Origin of the sequence: Pectobacterium aroidearum, assembly GCF_015689195.1 — a bacterium.
GTDB lineage: Bacteria > Pseudomonadota > Gammaproteobacteria > Enterobacterales > Enterobacteriaceae > Pectobacterium > Pectobacterium aroidearum.
In genome coordinates this window covers 868,364-885,569 of sequence record NZ_CP065044.1, presented here as the reverse complement: position 1 = coordinate 885,569, position 17,206 = coordinate 868,364, and the positions used below count along the sequence as shown (strand labels likewise).

Annotated in this window: 17 protein-coding genes; 9 read left to right on the top strand and 8 right to left on the bottom strand. The window is 51.4% G+C overall.

Annotated elements, in window-relative coordinates; all coding sequences use genetic code 11:
- Positions 1-59: 59 nt before the first annotated feature.
- Together ampE and ampD are read right to left on the bottom strand one after the other, a co-directional pair.
- Positions 60-914, bottom strand: coding sequence for a beta-lactamase regulator AmpE (gene ampE / locus I2D83_RS03955; RefSeq protein ID WP_015841706.1), 855 nt, complete (start codon positions 912-914; stop codon positions 60-62).
- A complete protein-coding gene (gene ampD / locus I2D83_RS03950) occupies positions 914-1,486 on the bottom strand; it encodes a 1,6-anhydro-N-acetylmuramyl-L-alanine amidase AmpD (protein WP_015841707.1) in 573 nt (190 codons plus the stop codon). Before ampD ends, ampE begins: the two co-directional genes overlap by 1 nt.
- A gap of 440 nt (positions 1,487-1,926) precedes the next feature.
- Here ampD and I2D83_RS03945 point away from each other — a divergent pair, with 440 nt between their 5' ends.
- The 5 genes from I2D83_RS03945 (at position 1,927) to hofC (ending at position 7,254) form a co-directional block, all read left to right on the top strand.
- Positions 1,927-2,787 (top strand): nucleoside-specific channel-forming protein Tsx, encoded by an 861-nt coding sequence (locus I2D83_RS03945; RefSeq protein ID WP_181829318.1) that lies wholly within the window; start codon positions 1,927-1,929, stop codon positions 2,785-2,787.
- A 145-nt stretch (positions 2,788-2,932) separates the two neighbouring features.
- On the top strand, positions 2,933-3,823 hold the full coding sequence (nadC, locus tag I2D83_RS03940) for a carboxylating nicotinate-nucleotide diphosphorylase (protein ID WP_181847190.1): 891 nt from the start codon (positions 2,933-2,935) through the stop codon (positions 3,821-3,823).
- A gap of 307 nt (positions 3,824-4,130) precedes the next feature.
- Positions 4,131-4,577 carry a prepilin peptidase-dependent pilin gene (gene ppdD, locus I2D83_RS03935; protein ID WP_205947575.1) on the top strand — a complete coding sequence of 149 codons (447 nt, stop codon included), beginning with the start codon at positions 4,131-4,133 and terminating at the stop codon, positions 4,575-4,577.
- A 2-nt stretch (positions 4,578-4,579) separates the two neighbouring features.
- Complete coding sequence (gspE, locus tag I2D83_RS03930) at positions 4,580-6,052, top strand: type II secretion system protein GspE (RefSeq protein ID WP_205947574.1); 1,473 nt, start codon at positions 4,580-4,582, stop codon at positions 6,050-6,052.
- On the top strand, positions 6,049-7,254 hold the full coding sequence (hofC, locus tag I2D83_RS03925) for a protein transport protein HofC (protein ID WP_205947573.1): 1,206 nt from the start codon (positions 6,049-6,051) through the stop codon (positions 7,252-7,254). Before gspE ends, hofC begins: the two co-directional genes overlap by 4 nt.
- Positions 7,255-7,338: 84 nt before the next feature.
- Here hofC and I2D83_RS03920 read toward each other — a convergent pair whose 3' ends face one another.
- A complete protein-coding gene (locus I2D83_RS03920; RefSeq protein ID WP_205947572.1) occupies positions 7,339-8,379 on the bottom strand; it encodes a GMP reductase in 1,041 nt (346 codons plus the stop codon).
- Between the two features lie 563 nt (positions 8,380-8,942).
- Between I2D83_RS03920 and coaE the strand changes: the two genes are divergently transcribed.
- Genes coaE through yacG form a run of 3 tightly spaced genes read left to right on the top strand, consistent with a single transcriptional unit; the run spans position 8,943 to position 10,564 of the window.
- Complete coding sequence (coaE, locus tag I2D83_RS03915) at positions 8,943-9,569, top strand: dephospho-CoA kinase (protein ID WP_181829323.1); 627 nt, start codon at positions 8,943-8,945, stop codon at positions 9,567-9,569.
- Positions 9,562-10,314 (top strand): cell division protein ZapD, encoded by a 753-nt coding sequence (zapD, locus tag I2D83_RS03910; RefSeq protein WP_180778518.1) that lies wholly within the window; start codon positions 9,562-9,564, stop codon positions 10,312-10,314. The genes coaE and zapD overlap by 8 nt, the downstream gene beginning before the upstream one ends.
- A gap of 55 nt (positions 10,315-10,369) precedes the next feature.
- Entirely contained in the window at positions 10,370-10,564 is a 195-nt protein-coding gene (gene yacG, locus I2D83_RS03905) for a DNA gyrase inhibitor YacG (RefSeq protein WP_015841716.1), read from the top strand.
- Between the two features lie 64 nt (positions 10,565-10,628).
- Here the strand turns inward: yacG and mutT are convergent, their stop codons facing one another.
- From mutT to secM, 3 genes are all read right to left on the bottom strand, one after another.
- On the bottom strand, positions 10,629-11,024 hold the full coding sequence (gene mutT / locus I2D83_RS03900) for an 8-oxo-dGTP diphosphatase MutT (RefSeq protein WP_180778517.1): 396 nt from the start codon (positions 11,022-11,024) through the stop codon (positions 10,629-10,631).
- A 95-nt stretch (positions 11,025-11,119) separates the two neighbouring features.
- Positions 11,120-13,822 (bottom strand): preprotein translocase subunit SecA, encoded by a 2,703-nt coding sequence (gene secA, locus I2D83_RS03895; protein WP_194431727.1) that lies wholly within the window; start codon positions 13,820-13,822, stop codon positions 11,120-11,122.
- A 113-nt stretch (positions 13,823-13,935) separates the two neighbouring features.
- The gene (gene secM, locus I2D83_RS03890) at positions 13,936-14,451 is read right to left on the bottom strand and encodes a secA translation cis-regulator SecM (protein ID WP_205947571.1); all 516 of its coding nucleotides are present in this window, start codon (positions 14,449-14,451) and stop codon (positions 13,936-13,938) included.
- Positions 14,452-14,477: 26 nt separating this feature from the next.
- Between secM and I2D83_RS03885 the strand changes: the two genes are divergently transcribed.
- Positions 14,478-15,005 carry a DUF721 domain-containing protein gene (locus tag I2D83_RS03885; protein WP_015841720.1) on the top strand — a complete coding sequence of 176 codons (528 nt, stop codon included), beginning with the start codon at positions 14,478-14,480 and terminating at the stop codon, positions 15,003-15,005.
- A 12-nt stretch (positions 15,006-15,017) separates the two neighbouring features.
- On the opposite strand, the gene lpxC is transcribed toward I2D83_RS03885, so the two are convergent.
- Both lpxC and ftsZ read right to left on the bottom strand, forming a co-directional pair.
- Positions 15,018-15,935 carry a UDP-3-O-acyl-N-acetylglucosamine deacetylase gene (lpxC, locus tag I2D83_RS03880; protein ID WP_039490971.1) on the bottom strand — a complete coding sequence of 306 codons (918 nt, stop codon included), beginning with the start codon at positions 15,933-15,935 and terminating at the stop codon, positions 15,018-15,020.
- A gap of 104 nt (positions 15,936-16,039) precedes the next feature.
- On the bottom strand, positions 16,040-17,191 hold the full coding sequence (ftsZ, locus tag I2D83_RS03875) for a cell division protein FtsZ (protein ID WP_005975217.1): 1,152 nt from the start codon (positions 17,189-17,191) through the stop codon (positions 16,040-16,042).
- Positions 17,192-17,206 lie beyond the last annotated feature (15 nt).

Below are 17,206 nucleotides of genomic sequence, written 5' to 3'. Positions count from 1 at the left end.
ATCCTTTTCCATGGCCGACGCTGTCGGCCATTATTTTTCCTACCAACCCACAACAAACATCAGACCAACGCGCCGTATATCGTCAGAAGTGCGACCACCACTACCAGCACCAATGTCACCTTTTTCGCTAACGTCACAGCAGCTTTGGGCGTCTCTACCGGCTCAATGTGGGGTTCACGCGCCAGAGAAAATTGAGCCAACTGCGTTAACACCCAATATTGCGAACTGCGGAAATCCCCTAGCGACGCGAACCAGGCTGGCAACGCTTTTTCACCATGACCCAATAGTGCGTAAGCCGCACCGGCCAAACGCGCGGGAATCCAGTCAAGCCAATGCAGCAAGCTATCAACGCCGGACTGCGCACGTTCCAGCGGCGTGTTGTGCCGCGCCAGCCAGGTCTGTCTGGCACGTAGAAATGCGTATCCCATCAGCGCAATCGGCCCATATGGCCCGGCTGCGATGAACCAGAACAGCGGCGCTAAATAAAACCGGAAATTTATCCACAGCAACGCGTTTTGCAGTTCTTTCAACTGCTCGCTTTCGCCCGTGCCGACGGGCAGCCCGTGAATCAACGCCAGCTCCGTCGCCATTTCCCGGCGGGCATCTGCCTCGCCGCGTTGCGCCGCCTGCAAATAGCGCCGATAGTGCTGACGAATTTCACCCGCGCCGATGCACATCAGGCTGATAACAATCCATAGCAGAAGAGAAATCAGACCGAACAGAATGCCGCTTGTGAGCCACAGCAGGCCAGCCACGATGCCCATGCTGCATAGCGTCAGGAACAACGTTTGAAATAAAGACGGAGATGGAACGTGCCGGAACACCACCTCAAGTCGATGATCGATCTGCCAGTGCTCCCCCTGTTTGAACAAGCGCTCCCAGGCCAGCGTAAACAACAGTGTAAACAGCGTCATTAATCTAGGCTCCCTTTGTTCTCTGTCCGATTTTCTTGTAGCTGACGATGATAGCCATCCCAGTCAAATGCCGGGCCGGGATCGGTTTTACGGCCCGGTGCGATGTCACTGTGCCCGGTAATTCGCGATAAAGTGATGGGGTAAGCCTGCATTAATAGGCGTGTAATCGCCACCAGCGAATGATACTGCTCCATGGTAAAAGGCAGCGTATCCGTCCCTTCCAGCTCAATCCCAATAGAGAAATCATTACAGCGCTCGCGGCCTTCAAACATCGAAACACCAGCATGCCAGGCACGCTGATCGAACGACACATACTGTGTGATTTGCCCGTCACGGCGAATCAGGCAGTGTGCCGCAACGCGTAAATGGGAAATATCGGCAAAATAGGGATGCGCAGTGGGATCCAGCGTCGCTGTAAACAGTTGATCAATATAGGGTCCACCAAACTCACCGGGCGGCAAACTGATATTGTGGATCACCAATAAGGAAGGCACCTCGTTATTCGGGCGACCATCATAATGCGGTGAAGGCGTGTGTGTAATGTCGGATAACCAGCCATTTTCCAAAAGCATCGGCGATAACCTCGCATCGTGTCGTTTGCCGGCTGAATCAGGCGTAAAAACACCTTCAGGAGTAAAAACAATGTCAGGTGTAAAAACAAGGGTAACCAGAAGGTCCTTGTATCCAAGATACCATGTTTCGCGCCATCCTATCTATCCAACCGGATATCAATAGGTTTTACCGTTCATTTTGTGATGTTCTCGTCGCTTTCCTATCCGTAATCACTCTCCGCCGCTTTTTTAGTCATGTGAAGTCCCTAACCTCATTATGTGACAAAAATCACATTAGAAATGTAATAGAGCAACAAAAGGCAATCGTTTTCGTGCATTGCGTCTATTTTTACTTAAAATGCATACCAAAATTATCTTCTGATTTTTTTAGATATTGCCAAAACTTATTCCGCGCTCTTACGCACGACGTCAATGACATCTCTAACACTATGGTACTTAAGATGAAAAAAACTTTCGCCGCAGGCGCCTTGCTCGCACTGTCATGCTCAATGCCTGCCCTTGCCGACAGCAATAAAGCCGAATACCTCTCCGACTGGTGGCACCAGAGTATTAACGTCGTCGGCAGCGCCCACACGCGTTTTGGACCGCAACTGAACAGCACGACCTATCTGGAATACGAAGCGTTTGCACGTAAAGACTGGTTCGATTTCTACGGTTACGCCGATGCGCCGAAGTTTTTTGGTGGCGATCCCGCTAGCCGCGGTATTTGGGACAAAGGCTCTCCTCTGTTTGTCGAGATCGAACCACGCTTCTCCATTGATAAACTGACGGGAACTGACCTCAGCTTTGGTCCGTTTAAAGAGTGGTACATCGCCAATAACGTTATTTACGATCAGGGTCGTAACAGCGGTTCACGCCAGAGCACCTGGTACATGGGGTTAGGCACCGATATTGATACTGGCACCGACCTGTCTCTGTCAGTGAACGGCTATGCCAAATACCAATGGCAAAACTACGGCGCCGCTAACGAAAACGAGTGGGACGGCTACCGTGTAAAAGTGAAATACTCTTACCCACTGGGCTCTCTGCTGGGCGGAAACGTCTCGTATATCAGCTTCACCAATTTCGATTTTGGTTCAGAGCTGCGTGATAAATCAAATGCAAGCCGTACCAACAACTCTATTGCCTCCAGCCATATTCTGGCGCTGGGCTACGACCACTGGCACTACTCTTTCGTCGCACGTTATTTCCACAACGGCGGCCAATGGGCTGATGGCGCAGAACTCAATTTCGGCAAAGGTCCGTTTGAAGTGAAATCTACCGGCTGGGGATACTACCTGGTCGTCGGTTACAACTTCTAAAACCGTATACCCTTTCCAGTGACCACGGATGTTCGCCGGAAAGGGTAATGAAAGTAACATATTGAATTTTAATAATTATTCATTATGGATGTCCTGATATAAACAAGGTAGCATAGACCTCCGAATCCCCCTTTCGGAGTTTGTCATGTCAACGCGTCGCTACAGTCAGGAACAACGTCAAAAAACCTTGCTCGCTCGTATTGCACAAGATATCCCCGCCAGCGTGCAACTGGCCTTGCGTGAAGACTTAGGTGGCATCGTCGATGCCAATCAAGACATTACCGCGCTTCTGTTAACCGACAACGAGACCGTCAGCGCACGCATTATCACGCGTGAAGCGGGTATCTTCTGCGGTGCGCGTTGGCTTGAAGAAGTCTTTTCTCAATTGGGCAACACAACAACGATCGCCTGGCACGTCGCCGATGGCGATGCCATCACCCCCAACCAAACGCTATGTGAGATTACGGGGCCAGCCAAACAACTTCTGACTGGCGAACGCACGGCGCTAAATTTCCTGCAAACGCTGTCTGGCGTCGCAACGGAAGTCAGCCGTTATGTCGCGGTATTGCAGGGAACGCGCACTCGGCTGCTGGATACACGTAAAACGCTGCCAGGACTGCGAACCGCACTGAAATACGCCGTATCATGCGGCGGTGGAGATAACCATCGGCTCGGCCTATCCGATGCTTTCCTGATCAAGGAAAACCATATCATTGCCGCTGGCTCAATCAAAAATGCGGTCGAAAAAGCACAGTCTCTGCGCAATGATGTTCCGGTAGAAGTTGAAGTAGAATCGCTGGATGAATTACAGCAGGCGCTGGACGCAGGTGCCGATATCATCATGCTGGATAATTTCAGTCTGGATAACATTCGGGAAGCCGTTAACACCACACAAGGCCGTGCACTGCTGGAGATATCCGGTAATGTCACCCTCGACACGCTGCGTGGCTATGCAGAAACCGGCGTGGACTATATCTCGGTGGGGGCGTTAACCAAGCACGTACAGGCGCTGGATTTATCCATGCGCTTTATTTAAGCGTTCTCTTTTTCTTCCGACGGGGTGCCCTTTCGCACCTCGTTCTCGCTTATTTATCTCATCTTCCCCTCACACCGTACCAATACGCCCTTCCTACTCTGCCCGGACTTTCTGTCCTGATAATGTGAATAATGCGTACCTGTCCGCAAAAATTTTTCACGCCTCTGCAAATGACTAAAAACATATCGTAGCGCTTTCCTATTTTCATTTTCCCCGCTCGCCAGCTTTCATTCCCTTTTCTATTCTGCCAGCCGTCCGTATGTATTTATGCGCCACCATATTTATGCGCCACAACAGGGAAATCAACATGACCACACAACAAGGATTCACACTGATCGAACTGATGATCGTCATTGCGATCGTCGCCATCCTCAGCGCCATTGGCGTTCCCGCCTATCAGGGCTATCTGCAAAAAGCGGCACTGACGGACATGCTGCAAACCATGGTGTCTTATAAAACACCCGTCGATCTCTGCGGACTGGAAAATGCCGCGTTTACCGCCTGTAGCGCAGGTAATCAGGGGATTCCTGGCAGCAAATCTTCACGCTATGTCAGCGCCGTTAGCGTCACCCAAGGGGTAATTACGCTGACCGGACAATCCACTCTGCAAGGGCTACGCGTTATTCTGACGCCAACATGGGATAGCGAAACCGGCGCCTCACGCTGGACGAAAAACTGTGCCACGGATAATGGCGCAGAAAGCCTGCAAGCCGCCTGTCAGGACGTTTTCCGTTTCGATAACACGGCAGGTTAATCATGACAGACTCGTCCTTCTCCTCCGAGCATTCGCTCAGCGAGCTACAGACGCTGTGCCGGCGTTATCAGGCATTACTGCTTAACCTCGATGAACAAACACTGTCGGTTGCAGTCACGACCTCCCCTTCGGCGGAGATGATTGCCGCGCTGCGTTTTGCCAGCAATCGCCGCATTATGGTGGAGCAATGGCCGCAGGCCAGAATGGAACAGCAGCTTAACCCCGTGAATGCCGTTGCCGAGCCCACAGAGACTTACCATACCAGCATTTATAACAACGGCACCGGGCAACAAGATCATGACGACGACTCCCCCGTTGCACAATTTATCCATCAAACGTTGCGTCTCGCGGTTCAGCGACGCGCCTCGGATATTCACTTTGAGCCGTTACTGGACAACTATCGCGTACGGCTACGCATTGATGGCGTGTTACAGGCAATATCCGCACCGCCTCCCGAACTGACAAACCGTATTACCGCGCGGCTGAAAGTCATGGGTAAGTTGAACATCGCCGAACGGCGATTGCCGCAAGACGGCCAGTTCAGCCTGATGCTGGATCAACAAACCTATTCGTTACGTATCGCTACGCTCCCTGTACAGCAGGGAGAAAAAGTGGTGTTGCGTATTTTGCAAACGCACCAGCAGGAGCTGGCGCTAGATAAACTTGGGCTTACCGCAAAAGCATTACAGCAGGTGATTCACGTGCTGAGCGCCTCACAGGGGATGCTGTTAGTGACGGGTCCGACAGGCAGTGGAAAAACGGTCACGCTTTACAGCGCGATACGCTGGCTGAACGATAGCAGCCGCAATATCTGTAGCGTAGAAGATCCCGTCGAGATCCCCTTGCAGGGTATCAACCAAACGGCAATCAACCCTAAAGCCGAGTTGGAATTTGGCCGAGTGTTACGTGCGCTGCTACGTCAGGATCCCGACGTGATTATGATCGGCGAAATCCGCGATGCCGAAACCGCAGAAATTGCGGTAAAAGCCGCACAAACCGGTCATTTGGTCATGTCCACGTTGCATACCAACTCTGCCGTAGAAACGCTAACCCGACTCAGTCACCTGGGCATCCCCGGCTATCTGTTAGCTGCGGCGCTAAAGCTCATCATCGCACAACGCCTTGTACGTCGGTTATGCCCACACTGTAAAATACCGGGAGAACCACTACTTTCTCTGCCAAACGACATATGGCAAGGGCCACTGCACCATTGGCAAGCCCGCGGCTGTAGCCACTGTTTTTCTGGCTACTATGGTCGAGTCGCGCTCTATGAATTACTTCCCATCACGCCAGATTTTCAGGCAGCGCTAGCGGGCAATACCAGCGCAGGGGAATTATCTGCATTGTCTCGCCATTCCGGTTTCCCAACGTTGCTGACTGCGGGTCTTGAGTTGGTCAACGACGGCCTGACCTCCCTCGCTGAAGTCTATCGTGTTGTGGGCGATGAACACGCTATGAATCAGGAGGCGCAATGAGACTAGCGCGTCTGTACCACTGGCAGGCTATTACGTCCGAGGGCGAATTTGCCGACGGAGAACTCATTAGTACACAACGCCAGCATGCCTATGCCAGCCTGATTGCTCAGGGCTACCAGCCGCTCATCGTAAAAGCAGGCGATTACTTGCCACTTCGTTATTGGAAACGTGAACAGCTAGGCGAGTTAATCAAGCAGCTTGCAGCCCTGTTAAACGCTGGGTTACCACTGCTGGAAGCATTAAAACTGGTGTCGGAACAGCATGAGCGCCCCGGTTGGCGCTGCGTATTACGGGATGTTCGTACCCGCGTTGCTCAGGGAAATTCGCTCTCTGAGGCGTTACAGGAATATCCGCATATCTTTCCCGTTCTGTATCATTCCCTCATTGCCGTTGGCGAGTTAACCGGGAGGCTGGATACATGCTGCCTACAGCTCGCCCAGCAGCAAGAAAAGCAGTCCAAACTGCAACAAAAAGTCATCAAAGCACTACGTTACCCTTGCTTTGTTTTGGCAATCGCGGTGTTGGTCAGCATGATGATGTTGACGCTGGTTCTGCCCGAATTTGCGACGCTCTACTCCTCATTTGATACACCATTACCGTGGTTTACCCGGCAGTTGATTTCTCTGGCAGAGGTCATCGCTGACGATGGTTTCGTTGGGTTGCTGTGTCTTAGTTGTCTGATAGTGGGATACGTCCGTTTGAGGCAGAAAAAGCCCCTATGGAAAACCATAGAACAGGAATGGCTATTGAAGCTTCCCATCGTATCCAGCCTGCTACGCGGTAAGTCGCTGAACCAGATATTCACTATTCTGTCTATGACACAACAGGCCGGTTTGACGCTGCCTGAGGGGCTGGATGCCGCAGCGACAATCCGCCACCCGCTGTATCAGGATGCGATTCAACAGATACAGGCACAGCTACATCAAGGCACATCGCTCTACCATGCCACACAGCATCATGACATGCTGTTCCCTGCCCCCTGCCCGCAGTTGATTCGGGTTGGAGAAGAAACCGGGGCGTTGGATGCGATCTTTACACAGCTGGCGGAATGGCATGAAGGACGGGTACAACAGCAGGCTGATATGCTGACTCAAACGCTGGAACCGCTGCTGATGATGATCGTCGGGGGGATGGTCGGAGCACTGGTGGTTGGTATGTACTTGCCCATCTTCCAGTTGGGAAATGTATTGGCCGGAGCCTGAACCGACCAATACCGTACAAAAAACAACAAGCTACACGCCACCTACCACCATTAGCAGCAGAAAGATGGCGTGGAACAACAGCAACTATCCGTTGAAAATACGGTTTTCCTGCTCGGCCACACGGATAAACGTTGTACGCTTCGTTAGCTCTTTCAAACGGGATGCACCGACATAAGTACAGGCCGAACGCAGGCCGCCAAGAATATCGCGGACGGTATTGTCTACCGGACCGCGCAGTGGCAGCTTCACGGTTTTTCCTTCTGCAGCACGGTACTCCGCCACACCGCCGACGTGACGCTCCATCGCAGATGCGGAACTCATGCCGTAGAACAGCATCATCTTTTCACCGTTTTCTTCAACGATGGTTCCTTCACATTCATCATGCCCTGCCAGCATACCGCCCAACATGACAAAATCGGCTCCACCACCAAAGGCTTTCGCTACATCGCCCGGCATAGCACAACCGCCGTCGCTCACGATTTGCCCACCGAGACCATGCGCCGCATCGGCACATTCAATCACTGCGGAAAGTTGAGGATAGCCAACCCCCGTTTTAACCCGTGTCGTACAGACAGAACCGGGGCCAATACCAACTTTCACGATGTCCGCACCGGAGAGGATCAGTTCTTCCACCATTTCGCCAGTCACGACGTTCCCAGCACAGATAACCTTGTCTGGGCAGGCCTCACGCGCTTTTTGCAGGAAAGTCACAAAGTGTTCAGAGTAGCCATTTGCCACATCGATACAGATAAATTTCAGCTCAGATGACAGCGCAAGAATCTGCTTTAATTTGACGAAATCAGCGTCAGACGTCCCAGTCGAAACCATGACATGGCGCATTACCGATGCTGGTACACGTTGCACGAACTGGGACCATTGCTCGACAGAGTAGTGTTTATGGACGGCCGTCAGCACATCAAAAGAGGCAAGAGCTTCCGCCATACTAAACGTACCCACGGTATCCATATTGGCCGCGATAATCGGTACACCAGACCAGTTGCCGCCGGCATGGAGGAAGGTGAATTGACGTTCCAGTTCAACGTCGGAGCGGCTTTTCAGCGTCGAACGCTTTGGCCGGATGAGAACGTCTTTAAAGCCTAACTTTAAATCTTCTTCAATACGCATGAGGTTCGAGTTCCTGGTTAGTGACGTCGGAATGCTCAGTATCGTTACTGGGCGATACCCTAAATAATTCGAGTTGCAGGCAGGCGGCGACCGCACGACAAATCGGTTCCAGACCGATTTGAACAGTGCAAGCACTAGCCCGAAGGGTGAACCTCATTTATGAGGTTCATCAATCCCCAGGAACTTACTCAAGTAAGTGACTGGGGTGAGTAAGGACAAATTGGTTTAGCCAATTTGAACGCCGTTTACGGCGGCCCTTCAGGGCGAGGCTCAGTGATGAGCCGAGTATTGTCAACACACATGCAGCTTGAAGTATGACGGGTATAATCATTTCTGAAAAAATAATGCCCTTTACCAGTGACGTTATCATACGCAGTAATAATCCTGCGGCAAGACTGCGATTTTCACTTTATTTGGGATAAAATCAGAGAAATTTACCTATCACCGAGCAAAGTGATAGCGTGAAGCAAACTGCGGTTTATGCCTGATTGACTTCAGGGGAATGGGAAGGTATTCCTCTTCCTTGAAAATAGTAGCAATGTTAACTTTTCAACACGGGTGCAATGACATACATCGTAGCCTTAACGGGCGGTATCGGCAGCGGCAAAAGCACCGTAGCCGATGAATTTGCCAAATTAGGGGCCACTATCGTTGACGCGGATATCATCGCACGTCAGGTAGTCGAGCCTGGGAAACCCGCGCTGGATGCCATTAGGCTCCGGTTTGGCGACGCTATACTCAATACCGATGGTTCATTGAACCGTACTGCACTACGCCAACGGATTTTTTCCTCGCCAGAGGAAAAACAGTGGCTGAATAATTTACTCCACCCGTTGATCCATCAGGAAACACAGGCCCAGTTTCAGGCTGCATCCGCACCGTACATTCTATGGGTCGTCCCCCTACTGGTGGAGAACGGTTTACAACAGCGAGCGCAGCGTATTCTGGTCGTTGATGTAGACAGAGACACACAGCTTGAACGCACGCTGGCCCGCGATGGTATCAGTCGACAGCAAGCAGAAAACATACTGGCAGCACAGGCTACCCGAGAACAGCGCCTGGCTTATGCCAATGATATTATTGATAACAGTCGATGCCCAAGCGAGCTGGCACAACAGGTTGCGGAATTACACCGCCATTACCTTGAGCTAGCCGCCTCCGCAGCCGACAGGATGACTAATAATGAGTGACGCCCCCTCAACCATTTTATTCGAATACCCGCTGAACGAAAAAACACGTACCTGGTTGCGTATCGAATCATTATTACAGCAGTTGCATCAAAACCACTCCCTGACCGATATGGGAAGCGCACTGACATTTTTTCGTGCTATCGCCGAGTTGCTTGATGTGCTGGAACGCGGAGATGTGCGTACTGAACTGCTGAAAGAGCTGGAGCGACAACAGCAAAAGCTACTGCAGTGGAGCGATGTGCCCGGCGTAGATATGGAACGCATCCATACGTTAAGGCGCCAATTGAAAGATCTGGCCAGCACGCTGATGGCGGCACCGCGGATGGGGCAGTTCTTACGGGAAGATCGCTTAATTGGTATGGTGCGGCAGCGGCTCGGCATTCCCGGCGGGTGTTGCAGTTTCGATTTACCGACGCTGCATAGTTGGCTGCACCAGCCTCAGGAACTCCGAGAGAAACTGGTTTCTGGCTGGCTTAGTTCTCTGTCTCCGCTCAAACAAGCGCTGGATATGATCCTGGAACTGATCCGCCACTCTGGTATATTCCGTCCGCAGATCAGCCTGAACGGGTTCTTTCAGGACAATGCCTCCGATGCCGATCTGCTGCGTCTGCGTCTTGAACAGGCCCACCAGCTCTACCCGCAAATATCCGGCCATAAAACACGTTACGCCATCCGTTTCCTACCATTAGATAGCGAAAATGGCCATATTCCACCTCGTTTAACGTTTGAACTGGCCTGCTGCTAGACTTAGCTCAGATAAACGAAAACGAGTTAAGCACCAAATAGAGTGAAAAGTATTTATGACAACAGAGATTACGACGGTGAAGTGCCCAACCTGCAAGCAGGCGGTCGTCTGGGATGAAACCAGCATCTATCGCCCATTTTGCAGCAAGCGTTGTCAGCTCATCGATTTAGGTGAATGGGCTGATGAGGAAAAGCGTATTCCAAGTGATGATATGGTGTCTGATAGTGAAGACTGGAGCGAAACGCGGTAACGACCACGTTTCGCCACTATCGTTTTCAGGCAGGGATTTTCAGACAGGAAAAAGTAAGGCTAGATTAAAGCGATTTCAGCCAGCGGATCATCTCCGCATTCGCTGGCGGAAATTCTTCCTCACGTAATTCTTCTACACTCACCCAGCGAGATTCCTGACCTTCCCGACCATAGGGTTCACCCTGCCACGTTTCAACCAGGAAGAAATGAAGCGTAATAATTCTTTCCGGCGTAGAAAACGTTTTGTTGTTTAGCGACTGCGGTGCGCTAGCATCGATGCCCGTTTCTTCACGCAGTTCACGAATCAATGCTTGTTCTGGCGTTTCCCCCTCTTCAATTTTCCCGCCGGGGAACTCCCACATCCCTGCCATATGAACGCCATCAGGGCGACGAGCAATGAAATATTGCTGTTCAGCATTGCGGATGATGCCTACCGCGACGGATAACTGTTTTTGCGTCATGACACTTCCTATCAGGTTCTTATTAAGTAAAAGGCGGTCAATGACCGCCTTTCCTTTGCACTTATGACATTTTATTCGCTGATTTCAGCGGCCAATTATTTCTGTAAACGGCCGTGGCACTGCTTATATTTTTTGCCTGAACCACATGGACAAGGATCGTTACGTCCAATTTTACGATCTGCCTGCGCCGGTGAACCGGTGTTCAGGCTATCTTCTTCCTGATGGCTCAACTGCTGCTGCCGTGCCAAACGTTCGGCTTCTTCACGGCGCTGCTGCTCCAGTGCTTCGATCTCTTCCGGCATTCTCACCTGGACTTTGCTCAGCGTGCTGATCACTTCATATTTCAGTGATTCCAACATCGCAGCAAACATAGAGAACGACTCACGCTTATATTCCTGCTTCGGATCTTTCTGTGCATAGCCACGCAGGTGGATGCCCTGACGCAGATAATCCATTGCGGCCAGATGCTCTTTCCACAAAGAATCCAGCGTCTGCAACATGACGCCTTTTTCAAAGTTGCGCATGACTTCGCTGCCGACCACTTCTTCTTTGCGATGATAAACCTCAAGCGCCTGCTGGAAAATACGCTCACGCAGCGTTTCTTCGTGCAGCTCCGGCTCTTTATCCAGCCACGCTTTGACTGGCATATCCAGATCGAAATCGTTCTTCAGACGCTGTTCCAGACCTTCCGTATCCCACATTTCTTCCAGTGACTCCGGTGGAATATAGCTGTCGATAGTCGCTTTGAATACATCTTCACGAATGCTGGTGATGGTTTCGCTGATATCAGATACATCCAGCAGTTCGTTACGCTGTGTATAGATCGCACGACGCTGGTCGTTCGCCACATCATCGTATTCCAGCAATTGCTTACGAATATCAAAGTTGCGGCTTTCCACTTTGCGCTGGGCGTTAGCAATTGCCTTGGTGACCCACGGGTGCTCAATGGCTTCACCCGGCTTCATGCCCAGTTTACGCATCATATTGGAAACACGATCGGAGGCAAAAATACGCATCAGCGCATCTTCCATCGACAGATAGAATCGTGATGAACCCGCATCCCCCTGACGACCGGAACGGCCACGCAGCTGGTTATCGATACGGCGAGACTCATGGCGCTCTGTACCAATAATGTGTAAACCACCCGCAGCCAGAACAGCATCATGGCGAACTTTCCAGGCCGCTTTGATTTCCGCAATTTGCTCATCATTCGGGTTTTCCAGAAGCGCCACTTCCGCCTGCCAGCTCCCCCCCAAGACGATATCCGTACCACGACCGGCCATGTTGGTCGCGATGGTCACCGCACCAGCCTGACCCGCCTGAGCAACAATATCAGCTTCCATGGCGTGGAATTTGGCATTCAACACATTATGTTTGATGCCCGCTTTTTCCAGCGCATGAGAAACCACTTCGGATTTCTCGATGGAGATTGTACCGACCAGGATCGGCTGACCTTTTACTGAACGCTCTTTGATATCTTCAATGATGGCATCGATTTTTTCCTGCTCAGTCATGTAGACCAGATCAGGCAAGTCTTTACGAATCATCGGACGGTTGGTCGGCACCACAATGGTATCCAGCTTGTAGATAGAGCTGAATTCGAACGCTTCAGTATCTGCCGTACCGGTCATCCCCGCCAGTTTTTCATACAGGCGGAAGTAGTTCTGGAAGGTAATGGAAGCCAGCGTCTGGTTTTCATTCTGAATCGTTACCTTCTCTTTTGCTTCCACCGCCTGATGCAGACCATCGGACCAGCGACGCCCCTGCATAGTACGGCCCGTGTGTTCGTCAACGATGATCACTTCACCGTCTTTCACAATGTAATCGACATCGCGGGTAAACAACACATGCGCACGCAACGCGGCGGTCACATGGTGCATCAGCATGATGTTCGTTGGGGAGTACAGAGATTCCCCCTCTTCCATAATGCCTTCTTTCACCAACAGTTCTTCGACCAGAACCAGACCACGCTCGGTGAGGTTAACCTGACGCGCTTTTTCATCAACAGAGAAGTGGCCTTCGCCGTGGAAGGTATCCGAATCTTCTTTCTCCTGACGGATCAGGTGAGGGATAATTTTGTTAACGCTGATATACAGCTCGGAGCTATCTTCAGCCGGGCCGGAAATGATCAGCGGCGTACGCGCTTCATCGATCAGGATGGAGTCAACCTCATCCACCAGCGCGTAGTACAATTTACGCTGCACACGTTCTTCCGGGCTGAATGCCATGTTGTCACGCAGGTAGTCAAAACCGTATTCGTTATTGGTACCGTAGGTGATATCAGCAGCATAGGCTTCGCGCTTCGCCGGCGCAGGCATTCCCGGCAGGTTGATACCAACGCTCAGGCCAAGGAATTCAAACAATGGACGGTTATTTTCGGCATCACGCTGTGCCAGATAGTCGTTCACGGTAACCACGTGTACGCCGCGGCCAGTCAGCGCATTCAGGTAGGCAGGCAGCGTTGCCGTCAACGTTTTACCTTCACCAGTACGCATCTCCGCAATGCAACGCTCGTTCAGTACCATACCGCCGATAAGCTGCACATCGAAGTGGCGCATGCCAAATACACGCTTACTGGATTCACGTACGACAGCGAAGGCTTCCGGCAGCAGGTTCTCCAGCGACTCACCTTTTTCCAGACGAACACGAAACTCCAGCGTTTTCGCTTGCAGTTCCTCATCCGACAGCTTTTCCATTTCAGGTTCTAAGCGATTGATGACGTCGACATTTTTACGCATACGGCGCAGCGTACGATCGTTACGGCTACCAAAAATTTTGGTTAGGATATTCATGACCATAATAATTTTTAATCTCACAAGTGCCACGTATCCAGTGGCAACACAACATCGAAAATCTGAGAAACTCAGTGAAAAACGGGAGAAATTTCTTCAGCTAATTATTCATTACACGTTCAACTGAGAAGAGAAGGCCCTGCGCGGATGCCGCGGATTTGAGCAAGCCAGATGCCGACTTGATGATGAGCTTGGGGATAAAAAGTGACTCGCCCAGCATGGGAGGAGGTCACAAGGGGATACTGGGAATCCTGCGTCAGCAACGCATTTAACGTATCCAACAAAACCAGAGAATGGGGTTCTAATTCGTCAGCCTGCTGGGCATTGACCGTTTGTGGCGTCGTCAACGCAAAAGAAAGATGGCGAATTACCGTACGGATCGCATGCTGATGCCAATAATCTACGCTGTAGGATGAGCGTCGATGCGCTTCTTTCAGTGCGACCAGATCGGTAAGGCTCAGCGATACGTTATTCTGGCGACTAACGCTGGAGCTTGAATTGGGGAGTGAAGTGATGTCCTGTGAGTCGTTCAGGCTTGTCGGCAGACCAAGACTCGCCGCGACCATCCCTAATAAGAGATGCGGCCAGAAATAACGTCTGCCAAATTGTCGCCAACGATTTAGAATACCAATCACGAGTAACATCCACCGGAGCCAGGTCTATGCGTGATAGCCGCCCACAATCACTGGAATTTCTGTTTGATAGCGCATCTAAGTCGGGTAAAGGCCCGCTACAAGATGTGCAACAGCGCGCTATCGCCTTATTAAAACTTAACCGTGCCGTGCGCGGATTACTGCCTGCACCGTTGCACCCATGGTGCCGCGTCGCTAATTACCGGCAAGGTTTACTGATACTGGAAACCGCTAACGCCAGTTGGCTGATGCGGTTACGTTACGAACAACCTGCGCTGCTCTCTGCATTACGCGCACAAATACTACCATCATTGGCTTCAATCGACATCAGGATTAATCCAACGCTTGCCGCAAAAGGGCATGAAATCGTGAAAAATAGTGACATTTCAGCGCCGGAAAATACCGATAATAAACCGCTGCGTCAGTTGAGCGAACAAAGTGCGGAGACATTGAGGACGTTGGCAGGAAATAGCCCGGAAAAACTCGGAAAGATATTAGAACGACTGGCTTCACTGGCCGGAGAGAGTACCAGTAAAACCAGTCGTAATAAGAAGTAACGACGTTAAGCGTTACGCCAGCACGATAGACGGTGCTTTAAACGCCAACGGCATTTCAGCTTCGTCTTCAAAGGTCACGTATTCCCACGCTTCCTGATTTGCCAACACAGCCTGCAACAGTTTGTTGTTCAGAGCATGACCGGATTTAAACGCAGAAAACGCACCGATGATGTTGTAACCACACATAAACAGGTCACCGATGGCATCCAGCATTTTATGGCGGACAAACTCATCTTCAAAACGCAGACCGTCTTCGTTCAGTACGCGGTAATCGTCAACGACGATGGCACAATCCATACTGCCGCCCAGGCACAACCCACGAGACTGCAAGTATTCGATATCGCGCATGAAGCCGAATGTACGCGCACGGCTGATCTGGCGAACAAACGCATCAGCGGAGAAATCCAAACGATAGCGCTGGTTGCCCGCATCAATCGCCGGGTGGTTGAAGTCGATAGTGAAATCCAGACTGAAGCCGTTAAACGGTTTCATTTCGGCCCACTTGTCGCCATCTTCAACACGAACTGGCTGTTTGATACGCACGAATTTCTTGGCGCAATTCAACTCTTCGATACCCGCATCTAACAGCAGGTAAACAAACGGGCTGGCGCTGCCATCCATAATTGGAATTTCCGGTGCATCGACATCAATGACAATATTGTCAATGCCCAACCCTGCAAGCGCAGCGTTAAGGTGCTCCACCGTAGAAATACGCACGTCATGCTCATTAACCAGGCAAGTACAGAGCATGGTATCACGCACGGATTTTGCATCAGCCGGGAAATCAACCGGGGGATTCAAGTCAGTGCGGCGATAGATGACCCCGGTATTTGCCGGTGCAGGACGCATGGTCAACGTGACCTTCTTGCCGGTATGTAACCCGACACCAGTCGCCTGAACAATACGTTTTAGTGTACGTTGTTTGATCATCATTTTATCTCGCATGTTACTGAACCTACCGACCTAGTATACACCAGGCTCGGTGGCACAGTTTAGCACAAAGAGCGGAGATTCCAACGTTATCTGGCAGCAAATTAGTCTGCCTGCTTACGCAGAAACGCCGGGATATCCAGATAGTCTGGCTCTTTATTCGTCTGCGGATTTTGGTCGTTAACCACCTTGGCAGCTGGTTTTTCTTGCGCCAGTGGCGTCATACCGTGCTGCTGATAGCGATGATCCATCACAGGCTGGCTGGCCTGCTTGTTCGTCACCAGCGTAATCTCAGGACGTTTGTCCATGCCGATACCCGTTGCAACGACCGTTACACGCAGTTCATCATTCATTTCCGGATCAAGCGACGTACCGATTACGACGGTCGCATTGTCGGACGCGAATGCACGGATGGTGTTACCTACCGTCTCAAACTCATCCAGACGCAGGTCAAAGCCCGCAGTGATGTTGACCAACACGCCGCGCGCGCCGGACAGATCGATATCTTCCAGCAGTGGGCTGGAGATTGCCATTTCAGCGGCTTCTTCTGCACGGTCTTCACCGCGCGCAACGCCGGACCCCATCATGGCATAACCCATTTCGGACATCACAGTGCGCACGTCTGCAAAGTCGACGTTCATCAGGCCCGGACGCGTGATCAGCTCGGCGATACCTTGCACCGCACCTTTCAACACATCGTTTGCCGCGCCAAATGCATCCAGCAGGGAAATACCGCGTCCGAGCACTTTCAGCAATTTGTCGTTTGGAATGGTGATCAGCGAGTCGACGTGCTTAGACAGCTCGGCGATACCCTGCTCCGCAAACGCCATACGCTTTTTGCCTTCAAAGTTGAAAGGCTTGGTCACCACTGCGACGGTCAGGATACCCAGGTCTTTTGCGACTTCGGCCACAACTGGTGCAGCACCGGTACCTGTACCACCGCCCATACCTGCGGCGATAAACACCATGTCCGCACCTTCCAGTGCTGAACGCAGCGCTTCGCGATCTTCTTCAGCCGAATTACGACCGACTTCCGGGTTAGCACCCGCGCCCAGACCTTTAGTAATGCCGCTACCGATCTGAATCGTCTGGCCAACAGCCGTTTTACGTAATGCCTGCGCATCCGTGTTAACCGCGAAGAATTCAACGCCTTCGATGCGCTCACGCACCATGTGTTCGACGGCATTACCACCGCCGCCACCGACGCCGATGACTTTAATCACCGCGTCGTTGGTTAATTCCATTGGTTCAAACATAATTTCTCTCCGTTT